We start from the raw sequence: 20,357 nt of genomic DNA on the forward strand, positions 1-20,357 counted from the left end.
AAGGCTTGAACATTTTTGTTCGAGCCTTTTTTATTTCGTTAACTTTTGCCGTACATTTGCGCTCAGCAAGCCACTTTGTCGCTTCATGTATGTGAAGAGGAAAGTCCGGGCTCCAGAGAGTAAGCATAGCGGGTAACGCCCGCCCGTCGAGAGGCGAGGACAAGTGCAACAGAAAGTATGTACAGTTCGGCTGTAGTGAAACCAGGTAAACTCTATGCGGAGCAATGCCATGTATACCAGCAGTTAAGGGCTACTCGTCCGTTGCTGGGGGGTAGGCAGATTGATGTTTTGGGTGACTAAAATACTAGATAAATGACAAAGCATTTTAATTTATTAAGATGACAGAACCCGGCTTATCGGCTTGCTTTTTTTACTTTTTGAAGTAAAGACTAAACAATTCTGACGTATTAGAACAATCGTTCTTCTTCAAAATATTTCTACGATGTGTATCAATTGTATGTTTGCTCAAACCAATTGCATCAGCAATATCTTGACTCGTATAACCTTTGATAAGATATTCAATAATCTCAGTTTCTTTTTTAGTAAGTTGTAAAGACGAATTTGTCTTAGAATTAAGGAGATTATTTAGACCATCTTTGATACTATAAATATGCATAGATGGAGTTCCTCCAACTTTTATAGGAGTGATATCAGTTGCTAAACAAAAAACTCGATTTGGTAAAAGATTTTTACTCAATTCATAAAAAAAGTGCTGAAGATGAATTTGATGAATTTCTCCTTTTTTGTCAATGACACGAAAGTCGTAGTTAAATTTATAATTGACTCTTTCTTCAGGAACAATTTCCATACTGAAATTTGCAATTTTTTGCTGAATGTCAATTACATAATCTAAATCGTCAGGATGAACAATTTGGACACATAGCTCAGCTGTATATTCATCAGGATGATAACCTAAAATAGATTCACATTGTGGTGAAACATACTCAAAAATAGCCGAATTAGGATTAATAACATACATGAAATACTCGCCTACAGATAGGTTTCCGAATAATTGTAAAAACTCTTCAGTTGATTTAAAATTCTCTTTATCATCATCTGAGATTCTACTATCTGTATTCTCACTCCAAAGTTTTTTTACAATACTTGTGTATTCTTCAAAAGTTTTTTGATTTGATTTTTCCATTAAGCTATTTATTCTCGTTGGTAAAGAAACTGATTAATGAGTATTTTTTGAATTGACAATATAAACTAATTTTGCAAAAGACCTATAGGATTAAAACAGCTATGTTCTTAATCTACCAACCTAAGTAATATGATTGTCATATTCTATATTAAAAAAAGGAGCTTTATATAAAGCTCCTTTTTATTTATGAAGTGTTGATATTATAATAATGATTTTACTTTCTCGATAACTGCAGTAGAATCGATTCCGTATTTTTTCATTAAATCTGAAGGTGTACCAGATTCACCGAATTTATCATTAACTGCAACAAAAGCTTGTTTTGTTGGTAGTTTTTGCGCTAAAACTCTTGCAACAGATTCACCTAAACCACCTAAAATATTGTGTTCTTCAGCTGTTACAATTTTTCCTGTTTTCTTTACAGAGTTTAAGATAATTTCTTCATCCAATGGTTTGATTGTATGAATATTGATTACCTCACAAGAAATTCCTTCTTTTTCTAACTCAGCAGCAGCAACTAAAGATTCCCAAACTAAGTGACCAGTAGCAACAATAGTTACATCTGTACCTTCGTTCATTAAGATACCTTTACCAATTTCAAATTTTTGATCAGCAGGAGTAAAAACGGGTACAGCAGGACGTCCGAAACGCAAGTAAACAGGACCTTCATACTCTGCTGCAGCAATTGTAGCCGCTTTTGTTTGATTGTAATCACAAGGATTGATAACCACCATTCCTGGTAACATTTTCATCAAACCAATATCTTCTAACGTTTGGTGAGTTGCACCATCTTCTCCTAATGTTAAACCTGCGTGAGATGCAGCGATTTTTACATTTTTGTTAGAGTATGCGATAGATTGACGAATTTGATCGTAAACACGTGCAGTAGAAAACTCAGCGAAAGTTCCTGTAAAAGGAATTTTACCACCAATTGTTAAACCTGCAGCAATTCCCATCATGTTTGCTTCTGCAATACCAATTTGGAAAAAACGCTCTGGATTTTCTTTGATAAATTGATCCATTTTTAACGAACCAATCAAGTCAGCACATAATGCAACAACGTTAGGATTTGTTCTTCCTAGCTCTGTCAATCCGTCTCCGAATCCACTACGTGTATCTTTTTTTTCTGTGTATGTTAAGTCTATCATTGTTTTTGTTTGTTAAATGTTAATCTAAAGAATTAAGGAAAGTTGTTAACTTTTCTTTGTCTTCTTTTTTCAATTTTTCGTATTTATTATTAATTTCTAAAACACTTTTGCGTAGCGCATCAATTGTTCCATTTAAACTTACATTACCGCTATTGTAAATGTATAAGTCGCAAACTTGTCCTGCATAATTGTAAACTAAGTTTCCTAAATCTTTATCAGAGAAAGTTGGGATTTTTGTTTTCAAATCTTTACAATACTCTGGCGCTATTTTCATGTACGATTCTAAGTATTCATTATCTATTGCTAAACTTACAACACTAATATCAGATGTTTTGTAAGACGAGCTGTATGGTTCGTAAGCTTCAGCGTAATCTGTAACAGCTACGGCAGAATCTACTGCAACAGCCGCATAATCAACATCAGGATTTTCTTCTAGTTTGAACTCTTTAGCATCTTGATAATATTTTTTGAAAAGCTTATTTAATTCTTTTGTTTCCTCGCCATTTATCAAACCATTTTTTTTGTATTGTTTGATAATTTGTTTTGTTGATGCTTCAGCTGTTTTCAATGCTTTTGTACGATCGTAATCAAAAACACCATCATAATTATCATCTTTTTGTACCATATTATAACCCAAAGATGCAATTGTGTTAAATGCAGAATTTACATTTTCATTGTCAGAAGTTGCATAAGAATAATACGAAATTAAAGGATCGTTGTAACGATTATCAGCGTAAACAGCCTCTGCAGCAACGGCAGAATCAACTGTGCTACCAGCGTATAATTTTTCGTATTCTTCTTTTCTTTTTGTCGCTTCTTGCGTAAATCTTTCAATTTCTTTTTTCTCATCAAAACTTATTTTCGCACTAGAGTTAGAAATTTTATCAATCGTAAAACCATTGAAATCTCCAGCATCTAAGCGAACCAAAAGTCCTTTCAGATTTGATTTTGGAAGTAAGTAATTTACGTTACTGATTGCATTTTTTTCGTCAACACAAACTGTGATTGCTTTTTCTTCGTATTCATTTTTTGTAAGTATCTCAAATTCATTACACTTATAACCATTGATTGTTTGTGTGGAATTAAGATTTTTGATTGATGAAAAATCTCCTAAAAAACTATTATCGTAAGGTTGTAAGTATTTGTCACCTACACCTTCATAATAAGAAGGAATTTTTATACTCAATCTATTTTCTAATGAATTAGTAAAAACATCAAAAACACGATTGTTTTGAATAAAAAATGATTCTTGATTAAATGTATTTGCAGAAGAAGTATATTCGTTAACATAACCATCAAAAGTACCTAATAAAGCATCTTTTGAGATATAATTGATAAAATACATTTCTTTTGTACCTAAATAATCAGAATATTCGTCAGGAACACTGATTTTGTAGCTTACTTTTTTATCAAAAGAATAAGTTTTCTCTTGACCAAATGCAGTTACTGAACAAAGTGCGATTATAGAATAAAATAAGTTTTTCATAGTATAGCGGTTGTAATATTTATTGCGATTAATAATCTGTTAATTCAGTTTCAGGATTTTGCTCTAATGCAGAAGCTAATTGCTCATCGTTAGGTGCTTTTCCGTGCCAAGAGTGGCTTCCCATCATATAATCAACTCCGTTACCCATTTCTGTATGTAATAAAATTGAAACTGGTTTTCCGTTTCCTGTTAATGCTTTAGCTTCTTCTAAAATTGAAATTACTTTTTCTAAGTCATTTCCATCTTTTTCTTCTAAAACAATCCATCCAAAAGATTCTAATTTAGCTCTTAAATCGCCTAATGGTAAAACTTGGTCCGTATCACCATCAATTTGACGACCGTTATAGTCAATTGTTGCAATTACATTATCTACATTTTTACCTGCAGCGTACATAAAAGCTTCCCAAACTTGACCTTCTTGTAATTCACCATCACCATGTAATGTGTAAACTAATTTATCGTCATTGTTTAATTTTTTAGCTTGAGCAGCACCTAAAGCAACTGATAAACCTTGTCCTAAAGATCCAGAAGCTATACGAATACCTGGTAAACCTTCGTGTGTAGTTGGATGACCTTGTAAACGAGAGTCTAACTTTCTGAAAGTAGCCAATTCACTTACTGGGAAAAAACCAGAACGAGCTAATGTGCTGTAGAAAACAGGTGAAATGTGTCCGTTTGATAAGAAGAATAAATCTTCTCCTTTACCGTCCATAGAGAAATCTGAAGAATACGTCATTACTTTACCGTATAATGCAGCAAAGAATTCTGCACAACCTAATGATCCACCTGGGTGTCCACTATTTACGGCATGCACCATTCTCAAAATATCTCTCCTTGTTTGTTGTACTTGTGTTTGAAGTTCTTGAAGTGTCATTGTTTGTTTATAAAAATTTGAACAAAAATAATTCTTTTTTGTACGGCAAAAAAATCGTAGAACATAAATCACTACAAATAGGGAGGAGTTTTTTGTTGAGGATAAAAATAAAAAAAGACGAAGAAATTCTCCGTCTTTATATTTTATTCATTGTCTACGTGCCATTCGCCTCTATGAGGGATCAAAGCATCGCGAACTTGTATCATTTCCGATTCTACAACTACCAAATAAGCAACAGCATATTCAGGCTCAACTTCTACAAATTCGGCAAGTGTACTTTGTAGTTTTTCTTTCTCTGCATATTGTTTTAAATGAATCGCGTGATGCTTAGCAGTTGGTATAGCATCGGGACCATAAAAATCCCAGATTAATTTTAATTTCTTTTCCATTTCTTAAATTTTTTCAAATGAAGTTTTAATTCCTTTGATTAATGAAGAACTAAAACCTTGATGTTCCATTTCGTTTAATCCAGCAATTGTACAACCTTTTGGTGTTGTAACTTTATCAATTTCTTGTTCTGGATGCAAACCATTTTCTATTAACAATTCGGCTGCACCTTTTACAGTTTGCGTCACTATTTTTGAAGCAGTTTGCGCATCAAAACCGATTTCTATTCCTCCCTGAATCATAGCACGTATAAAGCGTAAAACATAAGCAATTCCGCAAGCACCAATCACAGTTGCTGCGTTCATTAATTCTTCGTTAATAACAACAGTTTCACCAATTGGATTGAAAATCGTTTTAATTTCCTCAATTATATTTTCATCTTTATTGTTACCACAAATACATGTTATTGATTCTTCTACAGCTGCAGCCGTATTAGGCATTCCTCTGAAAATTGTAATTCCTTTTGGTAAAATATTTTCATAGGTTTTAAGTGAAATACCTGTTGCAACCGAAATCAAAATTTTTGATGAAGTAAAATCAGCTTCTAATTCTTCTAAAACTTCGGTCACTTTGTAAGGTTTTACACAAAGTAAAATGTAATTCGCTTCTTTTACAGCAAAGTGATTGTCTGATGTAATTGTAACTCCTTGTGATTTTAGATGCTCTATTTTTTGCAGATTATTACGTGTTGCAATAATTTGTTCTGGTAAAAAAGCTTTATTTTTTATTAAACCTTCTGCGATTGCAATTCCTAAATTTCCTGCTCCAATTATGGCGATTTTTTTCATTTTGTGGCTTTAATTAAAGTGTTTTAAGCACTTAAGTTTACTTCTTTTTGTTTTGTAGAACTTACTAACCATAAACCTATAAATGTTAATAAACCATTTAAGATGATTAATTCAACCCCAATTTTGTAATCCGTAAAATTGATGACTAACTCATTGATAATATAGGTAAAAATAGGTGCCAAAATAGCAACTGCTATGATTGAATATTTTTTGTAAATGTTACGTTTAGTTAAAATTCCGAAAGCGAATAAACCTAACAATGGTCCGTATGTATAACCTGCAACCTCCATTACAAGATAAACAATCGATTTATTGTTGATTGCTTTGAAAACCATGATTAAGATAAAGAAAACAACTGTAAAAATTAAGTGAACACGAATACGGATTTTCTTTTTCTCTTTTTCAGATTTTTCTTTGTCTTCGTTGATGTTTAGTAAATCAACGCAATAAGAACTTGTAACAGCTGTTAAAGCACCATCGGCAGAAGGAAATAATGCTGAAATTAATCCAATAATAAAGATAATAGAGATAATCATTGGGAAATGACTTCCTGATAACGATAATGCCGGAAACATATCGTCACCCATAATACTTTGCCCATTTTGAGCCATTAGAAAGCCATCAGCAGTATAAAAACCACCTTCGCTCATTGCGTACAAATAAAGTAAACCTCCTAAGAAAAGGAAGGCTAAATTGACAATCAACAGCGTTCCGGCGAATGTCAACATATTCTTTTTAGAGTTGTGAAGATTATCAACTGAAATATTTTTTTGCATCATTTCTTGATCAAGACCTGTCATCGCAATTGTGATAAACATTCCACCCAAAATTGTTTTCAAGAAAAATGTTTTTGAGTTAGGATCAAGGTTAATGAAATGTGTATAATTTTTGGCTTGCATCAAATCATAAGCTTCACCAACAGACAGATTAAGATGTGATAGAATAAACCAAATACATGCAATCAAACTAATAATCATAAAAGAAGTTTGTAATGTATCTGTTACAACAATTGTTTTTACACCTCCTTCAAAAGTATATAATAATATCATTAATAGTAAGATAAACGTTGTAACCCAGAATGGAACGCCTAAATTATCTAACAAAAATATTTGTAAAACATTTACTACTAAATACAAACGTGCAGTTGCTCCAATTCCTCGCGAAATGATGAAGAAAACCGAACCTATTTTGTGCGCTTCGACATTAAAACGTTTTCCTAAATACGTATAAATCGAAGTCAAATTCATGCGATAATACAACGGAAGCAGAACTCCAGCTACAATAAAGTAACCAAGGAAAAATCCGATTACCATCATATAATACTCGAATCCCCCGTAAATGTATTCAGATCCAGTTAGTTTTCCGACAGTTCCCGGAACAGAAATAAATGTTACACCACTAAGACTTGTTCCAATCATCCCGAAAGCAACCAACCACCATTTACTTTTCTTATTCCCGTTAAAGAATGATTGATTATCCGAGTTTCTGCTGGTAAAGTAAGAGATAACTAATAGTCCTACAAAGTATACAATTACACAAAGCAGTAAAATTGTTGAGTTCATAATTTTTAGAGTAAATATGCCCAAATTTACTATTTTTGATGATACCAAGACATATAAATTTTGAGTAGATAAAAATCGTAATTTTGTTGTCCTTAATTTTTAGAAATGAATTACCCAAGCAAAGTGTTAGAGAAAGCTGTAGATGAAATGTCTAATTTACCAGGAATAGGTAAACGAACGGCTTTGCGTTTGGTTTTGCATATGCTAAATCGTCCAAAATCTCAAACTGTAGCTTTGTCCGAAGCACTTTCTCATTTGATGGAAGATGTAAAATATTGTCAACACTGTCATACAATTTCTGATCAAGATGTTTGTGAAATTTGTAATAATCCTTTGCGCGACGAATCGTTGATTTGTGTTGTAGAAGATGTTCGTGATGTGATGGCGATAGAAAATACAGGTCAATTTAAAGGGAAATATCACGTTTTGGGAGGTAAGATTTCGCCAATGGAAGGAATTGGTCCTGGACAATTAAATATTCAGACTTTGATAGATCGCGTAAAAACAGATGAGGTAAAAGAGATTATTTTTGCATTGAGTTCTACAATGGAAGGCGATACAACCGTATTTTATTTGTACAGACAATTAAAAGATGTTGATCTAATTTTTTCTACAATTGCGCGAGGACTTGGAGTAGGAGATGAGCTAGAATATGCTGACGAAGCAACTTTGGTACGATCTATACAATATCGTGTTCCTTACTCTGAAAACAAGTTCTAAATGAAGATTTCGATTGTTATCGTTAGTTATAATGCTCCAAAACATTTGGATATTTGTCTTGATTCTTGTCACGAAGCAATAAAAAATGTAAACGGAGAAATTATTGTGGTAGATAATAATTCGAGTGAAATTGTTTTTGAAGAATTAAAAAAAGTACATCCTAACATAAAGTTTCTACTTCAGAAAGATAATTTAGGCTTTGCAAAAGCAAACAATATTGGCGTTGAGAATGCTTTGGGCGAATATGTATTAATTCTCAATCCAGATACTATTATTCCAGAAAATATTGTTCAAGAATTAATTGACTTTCATCAATCTAAAGAAAAAATAGGATTTGTTGGAGTTCGGTTAATTGATACAAACGGTAATTTTCATCCCGAATCTAAACGAAATATTCCGACAGCAAAAAATTCTTTTTCAAAGTTATTTAAACGGAAACATTCTTCAAAATCAAATAATTATTATAAGTTAGAAGTTGATGAGTTTTCTACAGCTCCTTGCGAAATTTTGGTTGGTGCTTTTATGTTTACAACAAAGCAAATTTACCAAGATTTAGAAGGTTTTGATAACCGATATTTTATGTATGGCGAAGACATTGATCTAAGTTATAGTGCAGAATTAGCTGGATACAAAAATTATTACAAAGGCGATATTACGGTATTACATTATAAAGGAGAAAGTACGCATCGAGATAAAAAATATTATAATATGTTTTTTGAAGCAATGATGATTTTCTTGGCAAAATATTACAAAGAAAATAAATTAAATTATTTTGTTTTGAAAAGTGGAATTTTACTTAAATATTGGATTGAAATTATAAAGTATAACTTTTCAAGAGAAGTTAAAGTACCTATGATTGATGGTAATGAAACGAACTACATTCAGCTAAAAGATCAAATAGAATTGCGTAATTTATATAATCAAAATGTAGTTTTAAATGCCGAAAAATTCAGCTACAAAGAAATTTTAGAAATGATTTCGCAACATTCTAAACAATCAATATCATTTTACATTCAACCCAAAAAAAAGAAGTATTGGATAGGTGATAATAAAAAAATAATTGAAAAAAAATAAAGCTGGATTAATGTCCAGCTTTTGTTTTTATTGAATCTTTTACCTCTTTAGCAGGTGTTTCTACAGTTTTTGTAGAATCTTTAACTTCTTCATGTTTCTCTTCAGCTTTCTCTGCGTGTTCTGCATGCGCTCCATGAGCAGCTTCAGCTTTGTGATGCATTTCTTCTGCAGTTGCAGGTTCATGTACAACTGGAAGAACTCCGTGGTTTACACCAGCTTTAGAGTTACAAGAAGTAGCAAATGCTGCAACAGCTACTAAAAGAATTAATTTTTTCATGACGTACAATTTATTGTAAGGGTATATTATTAAATAATTATTTTGACAAAATTAGTTAAAAACATTGAGTTCAACTAACTGATTTATTTCAATTGTGCAATTTTTTGAATTCCACCTTTTGTTTTATCACCAACTTTTACGTTGATTTCAGTATCAAGAGGTAAAAAGATATCTACACGAGATCCAAATTTGATAAAACCATATTCTTTTCCAGCAACTGCAGCATCATTCTCTTTACTATAGCAAACAATTCTACGTGCAACTGCACCTGCAATTTGTCTGAATAAGATTTTTGTATGATCTGCATTTTCTACGACAACAGTTGTTCTTTCGTTCAATTCAGATGATTTTGGATGAAATGCAACCAAAAATTTACCTGGATGATATTTAGAATAAATTACTTTTCCATTTACAGGATAACGCGTCACGTGTACATTAAGTGGTGTCATGAAAATAGAAAGTTGAATACATTTCTGATTAAGAAATTCGCTTTCATAAACCTCTTCTAAAACAACAACTTTTCCATCAACTGGTGCTATTACACAGTTTTCAGAAGAATCAGATTCTCTGATTGGGTTTCTGAAAAACCAAACGATAAATCCATATAAAATCCATAATGGTAAGGCGAAATAAAACCCATAAACAGGAAAAAAGTAATGTAATACTCCTGTTGCGATTGCAAATAAAACTAAGCAACCGATTAAAATAGCTGTTCCTTCTCTGTGAAGTTTCATAAAGTGTATACTAATAAATAATATAAATAGACAAATGGTACGACAAATATAAAACTATCTAGTCGATCTAAAAAACCGCCGTGACCTGGAATTAGGTTAGAGCTATCTTTTACATTGAAAAATCGTTTTATTTTAGATTCTGTCAAATCTCCAAACGGACCTAAAGCTGCAACTATCAAACCGATAATCATCCAGTTACCGTGTAAGTTTTCGCCGTAATATTTTTGAATTAAAAATCCTGCTAAAAGTGTGAAAACTATTCCTCCAAGAAATCCTTCCCATGTTTTTGCACCAGAAATTTTTGGAGCAAATTTATGTTTTCCGATCAAATTTCCTGTTAAATAGGCAAATGTATCACTACACCAAAGTAACAAAAAGACAAAGAAAACTTCGTAATGCATTACTTTTTCTCCCAAAGCATAATCAAAGCTTGGTAGAGTTAAGGCAAGGGCAAATGGAGCAATAATGTAAGTTAAACCTAAAGTTGCTTTTCCGAAATCGTTTAACAATTCGTTTGTAGATTTAAATATGGTATAAATACTAAACAAGAAAAGTACTGGTACAATGAAAAAAGCACTTTTTAGGTAAAAGAAATAATGATTAGAAGTTTCAAATGCTTCTAAAAAATTTTTACTATAATATCCAAATATCAATAATGAGGCTAATAAAACACCTAATTGATAGATTTTTTTTGAAAGATTAGTAATTTTTAGAAATTCGTACAAACAAAACAGTCCAAAAACCATCATTAATACGATAAGTCCTTTTGGGTGAATGGTTGTTCCTAAAAATATGATGATGGCGTATACAAGCCCCGAAGAAGCTCTAACAACTAAATTTTTCATGGCTATTCTTCAACCAATAACAAATAAATATTCTTCGCATTCTGTATGTTAGGAAATTTGTGCATGTTTTTTCCTCGAATCGAAGTAATTTTAGATGGAAGATTGTCTTTTTTTAAAGTTCGTAATTTTTGCAATGCAGCTCCAACATTCTCTACAAGTTGAGAAGGACGAGCATAAATAATAAAGTTTGATGGGAAATCGTCGATATTTCTTCCACAAGTTTGATGAGCAGATAACATAATACTACCATCAAAAGCGATTAGAAATTCGCAATTCAAAAAACTTAGTGTATATCTAGAATCACTAGGATTTTCTACATATGGAATATTCACAGCTTGTAAAGCTTGTTGCAAACTAGGATCTAAACAGATTAATTCGCTTACATTTTCGTAGTTAACAATTTCTTTTAAGTTACGGAAAGCTTCTTCGTTATTATCACAAAATAAAAAATGCCCACCACCAGCGTTAAAGTTTGTTGCAAAAACTTCATCCATTGATAAGTTGTTCTCAGAATAATTTGGATGAAATAAATCAATTTGATTTTCCTCATCATTATTCTCAGTTTGGTGAGTGGCTTTTTTTAGTAGGTTTTTAATTGCTTTCCACATGAATACTCATGATTTAATGCGAAATTACATAATTTAACCCTAAAGGTAACAAAAATTGTCTATATAATAATATGTAAAAAAAAAATCGCCTATAAAAAGCGATTTTTTTTTAAGATTTATCTATTTTGATTAAATATCATTTCCTGATTCTGGTTGAATGACTTGCTGTGGACCAGCTTCAATAGCTTCTTCCTGCTTTTCTTCAACTTGATCTAACTCATTTGTAAATTTTCTTGGTCCAAAAATTTCTTCCAAATCTTCGCGGAAGATAACTTCTTTCTCAATTAATTTTTGAGCTAAAATATCTAATTTATCACGATTATTGCGTAAAATTTCTTTTGCTCTTTCGTATTCATTCTCAATTATTGCTTTTACTTCTTTGTCAATGACTTGAGCTGTTTGCTCTGAATAAGGTTTACCAAAACCATATTCGTTTTGTCCAGATGAATCGTAGTAAGAAACATTTCCTATTTCTTTATTCAGACCATAAATACTGATCATCGCAGAAGCTTGCTTTGTTACTTTTTCTAAATCACTTAAAGCTCCAGTCGAAATATTATTGAAAACAACTTCCTCTGCAGCACGACCTCCCATTGTCATACACATTTCGTCTAACATTTGTTCTGTCGTTGTGATTTGTCTTTCTTCTGGTAAATACCAGGCGGCACCTAACGAACGTCCACGTGGAACAATTGTAACTTTAACTAACGGAGCTGCGTGCTCTGTTAACCAACCAATTGTTGCGTGTCCAGCTTCGTGATAAGCAATACGTTTTTTCTCAGAAGGTTTAATCACTTTGCTTTTCTTCTCTAAACCACCAATAATACGATCTACAGCGTCTAAGAAATCTTGTTTTTCTACAACTTCTTTGTTTTTACGGGCAGCAACTAAGGCAGCTTCGTTACATACATTAAAGATATCAGCACCAGAGAAACCTGGGGTTTGTTTAGCTAAGAAATCAATTTCGACATCTTCTCCTAATTTAAGAGGACGTAAGTGTACAGCAAAGATTTCTTTACGTTCGTTTAATTCAGGTAAATCTACATGAATAATACGGTCAAAACGACCTGGACGCATTAAAGCTTTATCTAAAACATCTGCACGGTTTGTTGCAGCAATCACAATTACATTAGATTCTGTTCCAAAACCATCCATTTCTGTTAATAATTGGTTTAATGTATTTTCGCGCTCATCGTTTGATCCTGTGAAATTTGATTTTCCACGTGCGCGACCAATTGCATCAATCTCATCAATAAAGATAATTGAAGGAGATTTTTCTTTTGCATTTTTGAATAAATCTCGAACACGAGATGCACCAACACCAACAAACATTTCTACGAAATCTGATCCTGATAAAGAAAAGAATGGAACTTTAGCTTCTCCAGCTACAGCTTTTGCTAATAATGTTTTACCTGTACCTGGAGGTCCTACTAATAACGCTCCTTTTGGGATTCGTCCACCAAGTTTAGTAAATTTATCTGGGTGTTTTAAGAATTCTACAATTTCTTCAATTTCTTCTTTTGCACCTTCTAATCCAGCTACATCTTTGAAAGTAGTTTTGATGTGATCATCACCTTCAAATAATTTAGCTTTTGATTTTCCGACAGAAAAAATTCCACCACTTCCACCTGCAGATCCACCAGCACCCATTTTTCTGAATAATAGGAAATAGATTAATCCGAAGAAGAATAAAGTAATGAATAAGTTCATAAATAAACTTCCAAATCCACTTGATACGATTGTATTAAGTTTGGCTGTTTTATTTGGGCTCTTTTCTACGTTAGCATAAAAATCTTTCTCAAAATTACCTGCATCAGCAACATTGAAAGTGAAGTTTGGAGAACCAGTAGACAAAGGATTAATACTTTCAGATTTTTTGAATTTTTTGAATTCTTCAGTATTTAATGCAGCATCAGTCAAATAAACTGCTACTCGTCCTGTTTCTTTTTCTAAATCAGCCTCTTTTACGTAACCTTTTTCTACATATGACAGAAATGTTGTGCGATCAATATTCTTTGTCGCAGCTCCCATTCCGCCAATATTATCCGAAAATAATAAAAAGGCAATCAGCAATAATCCTATAATGGCATATATCCATGTAGGATTAAAACCAGATGGTTTAAAATTATTTTTTTTCAATTTTTTTTGGTTTCAGTTATGATTAATATTCCATTTCGATACGTGTTTCTATGGCATCACCCCATAAACTCTCGATATCGTAATATTCTCTGTATTCTTTTTGAAAAACATGGACAATAACATTTGTGTAGTCTAATAATATCCATTGATTATTTTGAGTTCCTTCTACATGAAATGGTCTTTCTCCCATCTCAGTTTTTACAGTTCTTTCTACAGAAGCAGCTATAGAACTAACTTGTGTATTAGAGTTTCCTGTACAAATTACAAAGTATTGGCAAAATGCATTTTCAATTTCTCTTAAATCTAAAATAGTAATTTCTTCTCCCTTAACGTTTGTTATTCCATCTACAATGCTATCTAGCAAGTCTTTTGTATATTGAGTATCTATCATCTTATATTTTGTAATTCGCAAATTTAGTGAATCCTAATTAAAGTTTGAACTTTTTAAAATAACTTTAACCACTAGATAAAAGTAATAAAAAAAATGTACTTAATTAGTTTTGATTCTTTACCTAATACGAATGAATTTTTAATGGATTTGTCCAAAAAAGATGCCAATAGTTGGACTGTCATACATGCTAAAAATCAAACAAAAGGAAAAGGTTACGCAGGAAATGAATGGAAAGTTGTTGCTGGAGAAAATTTAACCTTTAGTTTTTTGCTGAAAACAGATTATAGTTTTCAAGAATTAATTTATTTTAACGAATGGATTTCGAATGTTATTTGTCTATTTTTAAAACAATTTCATCCAAAATCTAACGTAAAATGGCCAAATGATATCATTTTAAATGATAAAAAGGTTTGCGGAATTTTAATCGAAAATCATCGTTCCAATGGAATAATGAATTCTGTAATTGGAATAGGAATTAATGTCAATCAAGCTGATTTTAATCACTTGCCAAAAGCAACTTCACTAAAAGTAGTGACTGACAAAACGTATGACATAGAGGAAATTTTGGCAGATTTGATGATTTACTTCGAAAAAGAATATACTATTTTAGAACAGAAAAATTTTGAACAAATTCATCAAACTTATTTAGATAATCTCTTCAGAAAAGATGAAATTTCACGTTTTAGATTGGATGGAGTAGAAGTGGACGGAATGATTAGAGATGTAAATGAAGCGGGAAATTTAGTGATTGAAATCAATCAAGAATTGAGAGAATTTAAGCACAAAGAAATCGAACTTCTTTTTTAATCCTACATAAATGGTTATTTTTGTTTTATGGAAGAATTTGTAGTTTTAGTTGATCAGGACGATCAAAAATTAGGATTGATGGAGAAGCAACAGGCTCATGTAGCTGGTTTGTTGCATCGTGCATTTTCTGTTTTTGTATTCAATTCCAAAGGAGAATTGATGATTCAGCAACGAGCTGCGAGCAAATACCATTCGCCAACGTTGTGGACGAATACATGTTGTAGTCATCCACGCGATAACGAAACTTACGAACAAGCGGCGCACAGACGTTTGGAAGAAGAAATGGGATTTGATTGCGAATTAGAATATAAATTTAATTTCATCTACAAAGCACATTTAGAAAATGATTTGATTGAACATGAATTAGACCATGTTTTTATTGGAACATTTGATGACGAACCAAAGCTAAATCCTGATGAAGTGATGGCTTATCGTTGGGTAGAGTTGGATGATTTGAAAAAAGATATGGAAAAAAATCCTCAGAATTATACAGCCTGGTTCAAAATAATTTTTGAACATTACGTTTCGTATATCGAAGAATAAAAATTTATACAAATGAAAGTTACTGTCAATAGAAAAGCACATTTTAACGCTGCGCACCGATTGTTTAACAAGAATTGGAGCGATGAACAAAATTTTGAAGTTTTCGGAAAATGTTCTTACCCAAATTATCATGGACATAATTATGAAATTATTGTGGCGGTAAAAGGTGAAGTTGATCCAGAAACTGGTTTTGTAATGAATTTGGACGAATTACGAAAAATTATCGAGGTTGAAGTGGAAGATTATTTGGATCATAAAAATCTGAATGTTGATATTGAAGAATTTCAAAATGTTAATCCAACTGCCGAAAATATTGTGATTTTGATTTGGAATAAAATTCGAGCAAAATTAGCGACCGATTTAGAATTAAAAGTAACCTTATACGAAACTCCACGTAACTTTGTAGAATACGCAGGCGAATGAAATTAGGCGATCACATACCAACTTTTTCGTTGGAAGATAACAAAGGAAATTGGTTTAATTCGGACGAATTTTTGTACAAAAAATATTTTGTCTTGTTCTTTTATCCGATGGATTTTACGCCAATGTGTACAAAAGAAGTTTGTCAATTTCGTGATGTAAATGCAGATTTTAATGCTTTAGATGCTGTGATTGTTGGAATAAATGGACAATCAACTTCTTCTCACGAAAAGTTTTATACAAAACATCAACTAAACTTTCCGTTGCTTTCTGATAAAGGAGCAAAGTTGTCGAAATTGTTGGGAATTAAAAAGAAATTTGGTTTAGTAACGCCGCGAGAAACTTTTGTATTCAATAAACAAGGGAAATTAATCAAACACATTGTTTCGAATGTTGCAGAAACACATATAGAAGAAGCAATGCAAGCAATAAAAAAAGACCAAGGAAATTAGTTTTCTTGGTCTTTTTGTTTGTATAATAATTTTCTTACAACAACGCGATAAATAAAAAAGATAACTGTTCCAATTGCCGAATAAACCAACATTGTTTGTACATCGCTTTTATCGAACAAATATTTTAGTCCAAATAACACGAAAAAGAAAATGATACTATAAATTATATTTTGTTTCATATTGTAAAAGTAGGGATTAATCCCATTTCATATTAGTTTTTTTCATATCGTCTGTTGGTTCATCAATTTCTATTATATTTACTGTTATCCAAATAGAATAATCACAATTTCTAAATATTTCATTTTCTTTCTGTTTTTCTTGGGTTATTACTTTCGCATTATCTAAATCTTCTTCATCTAAAGTTAAATGTATTGTTGATGAATTATCAGTAAAATAATATGATTCATTTTTGTCTTTTAAAACTTTACCATAATATATTTTTATGTCATCTTCTTTATTTGAATTTTCTAGGATTAGGCAGATAGATTTGTTTAGTAGTTTTTTACAATTTCTCATTTAATAATTTATGATGTTTAGGGTTGTCTTAAAACTTCAACTCTCTAATTAGAACTTCGAAACTTGTTTCTTTTGCGGTTAATGAAAAGTAAAGGTTAGAAACTAGATATTTGTTATTGCGTCATATTACTTTCTAATATAATACCCTTTTTCATTGGTTTGATTATTTTTTATAATTAAAATATATCCAAAACAATACTGAGTTTCATTGTTAGAAACATCTTTAGATTTATCTAAAATGTCTCCAATATAATACCCATTTCTATATTTCCAATTCTGATTATTTATATAATAATTAGAATTAAAATAGAGAGATGTGCAGCATATAATTAGAAATATAACTCCTATTATTTTTTTCTTTTTCATAAAATCACCTCCCCAACCTTAATTAATTTCTTAGAAGTTGCCAATTGATTTGGATTTGTTCCAGGTTCATCTTGCGGAACTTTTTTTCCTTTTTTACGATAAAAATCTATCCAAAAATCATCAATAATTCCGGTTTCTTTGTTTTTGAAATTCATCGGAATTAGTTCAAAAACTTTATCATCACGAAAGGCTCTTTCTATAAAATCGGAGCAATATAATTCGTCATCATTCAAAATATATAACCAATTATAAGGTTTTCCGAGCATTGTTTTAGCTTTTTTAATTGCATGAGGAATCGTTGATTGATATTCATTTTTGAGACGATAAATGACAATTTTATTGTTTTTTTCGGTTTGAGAAGTATAAAAATGATGAATTTCTTCTCGTTGTGATCCGCCCATTGGAGCGGCGTGTAAAACAAAAATAGAATCATCAGTTTTTTCAATCAATCCAACATGATCAAAATTTGTTTCATCATTTATTTTTGTTACTCTATTTATCGCGCCCGAAAGTTCTTCTGTTTGCGCACCAACAAAAATCAAATCTCCATTTTGGATATTTTTGAACGTAATAATTTTTCTTTCAGTTATACTTTTTGTTTGTGTACAGCTATTCATTGTCAATGTAAATAGGAGTAAAAAGATAGGAAATAAAACGAATATTTTTTTCATTCGGAATGAATTATTACTTTTAAACTACGAATTAACCAAAAAGATGGATTTTAAAAAAATTTTGACCCTATCAATTGTTATTTTATTGATATTAGTTGGTGTTGCGATTATCATTGGAAGCAATAAAGATCGACGTGTTTTTTTTATAGATGATTTTGATAAACCGATTGAAAATGTTATTAATTCTCGTTTGGATACAGATTATTCGTACGAAATTGTAAAAGTAAAAGGTGAAACAAATGACACCATTATTATAAAGGCTTGTGAAGATTGTCAGCCAACAAAACTTGTAGGGAAAATCAATGAAAAATTTCAGACCAAATTTATCAAAGGAAAATCAATCATGCGATTTGAGCCTTATAAAGCAACTCAAGGAAATCTAAAAATCATTCACAAAATTAGATAAACTAACTTCTACTCATTTTCTATTTATAAATTCCTTATTTTTGGGAGAATTATAAACTTATCAAAGCAAACAAACAATGAAAGTAACTGCATTAAACCAGAAGCACAAAGATTTAGGTGCAAAAATGGTTCCTTTTGCTGGATATGAAATGCCAGTACAATACGCAGGTGTTAACCAAGAACACTTTGTAGTAAGAGAAAAAGTTGGCGTTTTTGACGTTTCACATATGGGGCAATTCTTTTTGAAAGGAGAAAAAGCTACAGATTTATTACAATATTTATTGACGAATGATGTAACAAAAGTTGCTATTGGTCAAGCTCAATATAATGCAATGCCAAACGAAAAAGGAGGAATTGTAGATGATTTAATCATTTATAAAATATCTGATGACGAGTGGATGGCAGTTGTAAATGCATCTAACATCGATAAAGATTGGGATTGGATGAACAAACACAATACATTTGGAGCAGATTTAACAAACAAATCTGATGAGATGTCTTTGTTAGCAATTCAAGGTCCTAAAGCGATTGAAGCAATGCAATCTTTAACAGATGTTAATTTAGCTGAGATTCCATTCTATCACTTCGAAATTGGAACTTTTGCAGGGATGGAAAATGTAATTATTTCTGCAACTGGTTATACAGGTTCTGGAGGTTTTGAAATTTATTTCGCAAACGAACAAGCCGAAGAAATGTGGAAAAAAGTAATGGAAGCTGGTAAAGATTTCGGAATTGAGCCTTGCGGTTTAGCTGCTCGTGATACGTTACGTTTAGAGAAAGGTTACTGTTTATATGGAAATGACATTAACGATGACACAACTCCATTAGAAGCTGGTCTTGGTTGGGTAACAAAGTTGGATACAAATTTTATTTCTTCAGATATTTTAAAAGCACAAAAAGAGGCTGGAGTTGAGAAGAAATTAGTAGGTTTCAAAATGATCGAAAGAGGAATTCCTCGTCATGATTATAAAGTTGTTGATGATAACGAAAATACAATTGGTATTGTAACTTCTGGTACACAATCTCCAATGTTAAAAGAAGGAATCGGTTTAGCGTATGTACATACAGATTTTGCTAAAGTAGGAACAACAATCAGAATTCAGATTCGTGATAAAAATGTATTAGCAGAAGTTGTGAAAACTCCTTTTGTTTAAGATTAAAATAAATTTTCACAAAAAAGCTTCCAATTTTATTGGAAGCTTTTTTATTGAATTACTATTTATCCTGATTTTTTCAATCCAAAAATTAGAAATTCATTTATTTTATTTTGAATTTATTCGAATCTAATAAAAATGTTAAAAATTCTTAAAAAATGTTATCAAAATATTTGCAGAAATATGACAAATATTATATTTTTGAGATATCAATATTACTGATCAGTGATATTAATTAACACTAATTATGATTTTAAGGCTTCTACCAAGAAGCCTTTTTTATTTAAAACTTTTCTGAATCTGCACTAGGACCATAACTAGAAGGTAATGCAATATCAAGTAAGCGGTAAAATACACCTAATTGTGCACGGTGATGCGTAATCTGATTTAAAGCATGACGAATAGCTTCGTATTTTGTGTAATCTGCAAAAACCATTTCACCAGAAGTAATTTTCCAGTTTTTTGTTAAATCTTCTTCCGTAGCATTATTTAAAATTGAATTACCAGTTTGATAATCTTCGTCTAATTTTTTTAATAACTCTTCTGTTGTTTTAAAGTTGGTTGGCTTGTAGTCGCCTGCAGCAAAATCTAGTTTATCAGTTTGTAAAACTAATGCTGGCCAAGCAAAAATTTCAACGATATGATTGGATAATGTTGTAATATCCATGCTTTTTTCGTGAGGTTTATAATCTGTTTTGTTTTCAGGAAATTTTGCAATGAATTCTTTTGTAATTTGATATTCATTTTGCAATTCGTTTTGTAATAACTTGATGATATTCATATGTTTTGATTTTGTAGTTTCAAGGTACAATTTTTTGAATTAAATAATAAAAAAAACTGCTTTACTAA

The 20,357-nt window shown here is 31.3% G+C and carries 25 protein-coding genes and 1 other RNA gene; 9 read left to right on the forward strand and 17 right to left on the reverse strand.

Going from position 1 to position 20,357, the window contains the following annotated elements:
- The first annotated feature begins 62 nt into the window (after positions 1 to 62).
- An RNA gene (gene rnpB, locus QHG34_RS05445) (RNase P RNA component class A) lies at positions 63 to 372 on the forward strand.
- Here the strand turns inward: rnpB and QHG34_RS05450 are convergent.
- The 7 genes from QHG34_RS05450 to QHG34_RS05480 form a co-directional block, all read right to left on the reverse strand.
- Positions 371 to 1,144 carry a LuxR C-terminal-related transcriptional regulator gene (locus QHG34_RS05450; protein WP_282629192.1) on the reverse strand — a complete coding sequence of 258 codons (774 nt, stop codon included), beginning with the start codon at positions 1,142 to 1,144 and terminating at the stop codon, positions 371 to 373. The two genes, rnpB and QHG34_RS05450, sit on opposite strands and share 2 nt — an antisense overlap.
- Positions 1,145 to 1,344: 200 nt before the next feature.
- Positions 1,345 to 2,286: a transketolase family protein gene (locus QHG34_RS05455; protein ID WP_282629367.1), complete on the reverse strand. Its 942-nt coding sequence runs from the start codon at positions 2,284 to 2,286 to the stop codon at positions 1,345 to 1,347.
- A 22-nt stretch (positions 2,287 to 2,308) separates the two neighbouring features.
- Complete coding sequence (locus tag QHG34_RS05460) at positions 2,309 to 3,775, reverse strand: hypothetical protein (protein WP_282629193.1); 1,467 nt, start codon at positions 3,773 to 3,775, stop codon at positions 2,309 to 2,311.
- Positions 3,776 to 3,803: 28 nt separating this feature from the next.
- Positions 3,804 to 4,649 (reverse strand): transketolase, encoded by an 846-nt coding sequence (locus tag QHG34_RS05465; protein WP_282629194.1) that lies wholly within the window; start codon positions 4,647 to 4,649, stop codon positions 3,804 to 3,806.
- 143 nt (positions 4,650 to 4,792) lie between these two features.
- A complete protein-coding gene (locus tag QHG34_RS05470; protein ID WP_282629195.1) occupies positions 4,793 to 5,038 on the reverse strand; it encodes a hypothetical protein in 246 nt (81 codons plus the stop codon).
- Between the two features lie 3 nt (positions 5,039 to 5,041).
- Positions 5,042 to 5,824, reverse strand: coding sequence for a pyrroline-5-carboxylate reductase (gene proC / locus QHG34_RS05475; protein WP_282629196.1), 783 nt, complete (start codon positions 5,822 to 5,824; stop codon positions 5,042 to 5,044).
- A 23-nt stretch (positions 5,825 to 5,847) separates the two neighbouring features.
- Entirely contained in the window at positions 5,848 to 7,386 is a 1,539-nt protein-coding gene (locus tag QHG34_RS05480) for a sodium:solute symporter (RefSeq protein WP_282629197.1), read from the reverse strand.
- A gap of 105 nt (positions 7,387 to 7,491) precedes the next feature.
- Here QHG34_RS05480 and recR point away from each other — a divergent pair, with 105 nt between their 5' ends.
- Together recR and QHG34_RS05490 are read left to right on the forward strand one after the other, a co-directional pair.
- Positions 7,492 to 8,106 (forward strand): recombination mediator RecR, encoded by a 615-nt coding sequence (gene recR / locus QHG34_RS05485; RefSeq protein WP_282629198.1) that lies wholly within the window; start codon positions 7,492 to 7,494, stop codon positions 8,104 to 8,106.
- A complete protein-coding gene (locus QHG34_RS05490) occupies positions 8,107 to 9,180 on the forward strand; it encodes a glycosyltransferase family 2 protein (protein ID WP_282629199.1) in 1,074 nt (357 codons plus the stop codon).
- A gap of 7 nt (positions 9,181 to 9,187) precedes the next feature.
- Here the strand turns inward: QHG34_RS05490 and QHG34_RS05495 are convergent, their stop codons facing one another.
- The 6 genes from QHG34_RS05495 to rsfS all read right to left on the reverse strand — a co-directional run bounded on the left by QHG34_RS05495 (position 9,188) and on the right by rsfS (position 14,174).
- Positions 9,188 to 9,457, reverse strand: a complete 270-nt coding sequence (locus tag QHG34_RS05495; protein ID WP_282629200.1) for a hypothetical protein — start codon at positions 9,455 to 9,457, stop codon at positions 9,188 to 9,190.
- Positions 9,458 to 9,540: 83 nt separating this feature from the next.
- Positions 9,541 to 10,191, reverse strand: coding sequence for a phosphatidylserine decarboxylase family protein (locus QHG34_RS05500; protein WP_282629201.1), 651 nt, complete (start codon positions 10,189 to 10,191; stop codon positions 9,541 to 9,543).
- On the reverse strand, positions 10,188 to 11,036 hold the full coding sequence (locus QHG34_RS05505; RefSeq protein WP_282629202.1) for a phosphatidate cytidylyltransferase: 849 nt from the start codon (positions 11,034 to 11,036) through the stop codon (positions 10,188 to 10,190). The genes QHG34_RS05500 and QHG34_RS05505 overlap by 4 nt, the downstream gene beginning before the upstream one ends.
- A gap of 2 nt (positions 11,037 to 11,038) precedes the next feature.
- Complete coding sequence (locus QHG34_RS05510) at positions 11,039 to 11,644, reverse strand: hypothetical protein (RefSeq protein WP_282629204.1); 606 nt, start codon at positions 11,642 to 11,644, stop codon at positions 11,039 to 11,041.
- 129 nt (positions 11,645 to 11,773) lie between these two features.
- Positions 11,774 to 13,783, reverse strand: coding sequence for an ATP-dependent zinc metalloprotease FtsH (gene ftsH, locus QHG34_RS05515; RefSeq protein WP_282629205.1), 2,010 nt, complete (start codon positions 13,781 to 13,783; stop codon positions 11,774 to 11,776).
- A gap of 22 nt (positions 13,784 to 13,805) precedes the next feature.
- Positions 13,806 to 14,174 carry a ribosome silencing factor gene (gene rsfS / locus QHG34_RS05520; protein WP_282629206.1) on the reverse strand — a complete coding sequence of 123 codons (369 nt, stop codon included), beginning with the start codon at positions 14,172 to 14,174 and terminating at the stop codon, positions 13,806 to 13,808.
- A 93-nt stretch (positions 14,175 to 14,267) separates the two neighbouring features.
- Here rsfS and QHG34_RS05525 point away from each other — a divergent pair, with 93 nt between their 5' ends.
- From QHG34_RS05525 to QHG34_RS05540, 4 genes are read left to right on the forward strand one after another with little or no spacing between them, the layout of a single operon-like run.
- On the forward strand, positions 14,268 to 14,981 hold the full coding sequence (locus QHG34_RS05525; RefSeq protein ID WP_282629207.1) for a biotin--[acetyl-CoA-carboxylase] ligase: 714 nt from the start codon (positions 14,268 to 14,270) through the stop codon (positions 14,979 to 14,981).
- A gap of 27 nt (positions 14,982 to 15,008) precedes the next feature.
- Positions 15,009 to 15,524: an isopentenyl-diphosphate Delta-isomerase gene (idi, locus tag QHG34_RS05530; protein WP_115001587.1), complete on the forward strand. Its 516-nt coding sequence runs from the start codon at positions 15,009 to 15,011 to the stop codon at positions 15,522 to 15,524.
- 12 nt (positions 15,525 to 15,536) lie between these two features.
- Positions 15,537 to 15,947 (forward strand): 6-pyruvoyl trahydropterin synthase family protein, encoded by a 411-nt coding sequence (locus tag QHG34_RS05535; protein WP_180905065.1) that lies wholly within the window; start codon positions 15,537 to 15,539, stop codon positions 15,945 to 15,947.
- Entirely contained in the window at positions 15,944 to 16,396 is a 453-nt protein-coding gene (locus tag QHG34_RS05540) for a peroxiredoxin (RefSeq protein WP_282629209.1), read from the forward strand. The genes QHG34_RS05535 and QHG34_RS05540 overlap by 4 nt, the downstream gene beginning before the upstream one ends.
- Here the strand turns inward: QHG34_RS05540 and QHG34_RS05545 are convergent.
- The 3 genes from QHG34_RS05545 to QHG34_RS05555 form a co-directional block, all read right to left on the reverse strand.
- Positions 16,393 to 16,575, reverse strand: a complete 183-nt coding sequence (locus QHG34_RS05545; RefSeq protein ID WP_282629211.1) for a hypothetical protein — start codon at positions 16,573 to 16,575, stop codon at positions 16,393 to 16,395. The genes QHG34_RS05540 and QHG34_RS05545 overlap by 4 nt on opposite strands.
- A 16-nt stretch (positions 16,576 to 16,591) precedes the next feature.
- Complete coding sequence (locus tag QHG34_RS05550; protein WP_135833952.1) at positions 16,592 to 16,912, reverse strand: hypothetical protein; 321 nt, start codon at positions 16,910 to 16,912, stop codon at positions 16,592 to 16,594.
- Between the two features lie 362 nt (positions 16,913 to 17,274).
- A complete protein-coding gene (locus QHG34_RS05555) occupies positions 17,275 to 17,949 on the reverse strand; it encodes a YiiX/YebB-like N1pC/P60 family cysteine hydrolase (RefSeq protein ID WP_282629212.1) in 675 nt (224 codons plus the stop codon).
- Positions 17,950 to 17,992: 43 nt separating this feature from the next.
- Between QHG34_RS05555 and QHG34_RS05560 the strand changes: the two genes are divergently transcribed.
- The gene (locus tag QHG34_RS05560; RefSeq protein ID WP_282629213.1) at positions 17,993 to 18,355 is read left to right on the forward strand and encodes a hypothetical protein; all 363 of its coding nucleotides are present in this window, start codon (positions 17,993 to 17,995) and stop codon (positions 18,353 to 18,355) included.
- 76 nt (positions 18,356 to 18,431) lie between these two features.
- Positions 18,432 to 19,508 (forward strand): glycine cleavage system aminomethyltransferase GcvT, encoded by a 1,077-nt coding sequence (gene gcvT, locus QHG34_RS05565; protein WP_282629214.1) that lies wholly within the window; start codon positions 18,432 to 18,434, stop codon positions 19,506 to 19,508.
- 283 nt (positions 19,509 to 19,791) lie between these two features.
- Here gcvT and QHG34_RS05570 read toward each other — a convergent pair whose 3' ends face one another.
- Positions 19,792 to 20,289: a DinB family protein gene (locus tag QHG34_RS05570; protein ID WP_282629215.1), complete on the reverse strand. Its 498-nt coding sequence runs from the start codon at positions 20,287 to 20,289 to the stop codon at positions 19,792 to 19,794.
- Positions 20,290 to 20,357 lie beyond the last annotated feature (68 nt).

The organism is Empedobacter sedimenti (assembly GCF_030005555.1).
GTDB classification, from domain to species: Bacteria; Bacteroidota; Bacteroidia; order Flavobacteriales; family Weeksellaceae; genus Empedobacter; species Empedobacter sedimenti.

Bases quoted from the DNA above. Each gene is read 5' to 3' on its own strand.
- QHG34_RS05450 (WP_282629192.1), bottom strand. From the start codon at position 1,144: ATGGAAAAATCAAATCAAAAAACTTTTGAAGAATACACAAGTATTGTA.
- QHG34_RS05460 (WP_282629193.1), bottom strand. From the start codon at position 3,775: ATGAAAAACTTATTTTATTCTATAATCGCACTTTGTTCAGTAACTGCA.
- QHG34_RS05465 (WP_282629194.1), bottom strand. From the start codon at position 4,649: ATGACACTTCAAGAACTTCAAACACAAGTACAACAAACAAGGAGAGAT.
- QHG34_RS05470 (WP_282629195.1), bottom strand. From the start codon at position 5,038: ATGGAAAAGAAATTAAAATTAATCTGGGATTTTTATGGTCCCGATGCT.
- proC (WP_282629196.1), bottom strand. From the start codon at position 5,824: ATGAAAAAAATCGCCATAATTGGAGCAGGAAATTTAGGAATTGCAATC.
- QHG34_RS05480 (WP_282629197.1), bottom strand. From the start codon at position 7,386: ATGAACTCAACAATTTTACTGCTTTGTGTAATTGTATACTTTGTAGGA.
- recR (WP_282629198.1), top strand. From the start codon at position 7,492: ATGAATTACCCAAGCAAAGTGTTAGAGAAAGCTGTAGATGAAATGTCT.
- QHG34_RS05490 (WP_282629199.1), top strand. From the start codon at position 8,107: ATGAAGATTTCGATTGTTATCGTTAGTTATAATGCTCCAAAACATTTG.
- QHG34_RS05495 (WP_282629200.1), bottom strand. From the start codon at position 9,457: ATGAAAAAATTAATTCTTTTAGTAGCTGTTGCAGCATTTGCTACTTCT.
- QHG34_RS05500 (WP_282629201.1), bottom strand. From the start codon at position 10,191: ATGAAACTTCACAGAGAAGGAACAGCTATTTTAATCGGTTGCTTAGTT.
- QHG34_RS05505 (WP_282629202.1), bottom strand. From the start codon at position 11,036: ATGAAAAATTTAGTTGTTAGAGCTTCTTCGGGGCTTGTATACGCCATC.
- QHG34_RS05510 (WP_282629204.1), bottom strand. From the start codon at position 11,644: ATGTGGAAAGCAATTAAAAACCTACTAAAAAAAGCCACTCACCAAACT.
- rsfS (WP_282629206.1), bottom strand. From the start codon at position 14,174: ATGATAGATACTCAATATACAAAAGACTTGCTAGATAGCATTGTAGAT.
- QHG34_RS05525 (WP_282629207.1), top strand. From the start codon at position 14,268: ATGTACTTAATTAGTTTTGATTCTTTACCTAATACGAATGAATTTTTA.
- idi (WP_115001587.1), top strand. From the start codon at position 15,009: ATGGAAGAATTTGTAGTTTTAGTTGATCAGGACGATCAAAAATTAGGA.
- QHG34_RS05535 (WP_180905065.1), top strand. From the start codon at position 15,537: ATGAAAGTTACTGTCAATAGAAAAGCACATTTTAACGCTGCGCACCGA.
- QHG34_RS05540 (WP_282629209.1), top strand. From the start codon at position 15,944: ATGAAATTAGGCGATCACATACCAACTTTTTCGTTGGAAGATAACAAA.
- QHG34_RS05545 (WP_282629211.1), bottom strand. From the start codon at position 16,575: ATGAAACAAAATATAATTTATAGTATCATTTTCTTTTTCGTGTTATTT.
- QHG34_RS05550 (WP_135833952.1), bottom strand. From the start codon at position 16,912: ATGAGAAATTGTAAAAAACTACTAAACAAATCTATCTGCCTAATCCTA.
- QHG34_RS05555 (WP_282629212.1), bottom strand. From the start codon at position 17,949: ATGAAAAAAATATTCGTTTTATTTCCTATCTTTTTACTCCTATTTACA.
- QHG34_RS05560 (WP_282629213.1), top strand. From the start codon at position 17,993: ATGGATTTTAAAAAAATTTTGACCCTATCAATTGTTATTTTATTGATA.
- gcvT (WP_282629214.1), top strand. From the start codon at position 18,432: ATGAAAGTAACTGCATTAAACCAGAAGCACAAAGATTTAGGTGCAAAA.
- QHG34_RS05570 (WP_282629215.1), bottom strand. From the start codon at position 20,289: ATGAATATCATCAAGTTATTACAAAACGAATTGCAAAATGAATATCAA.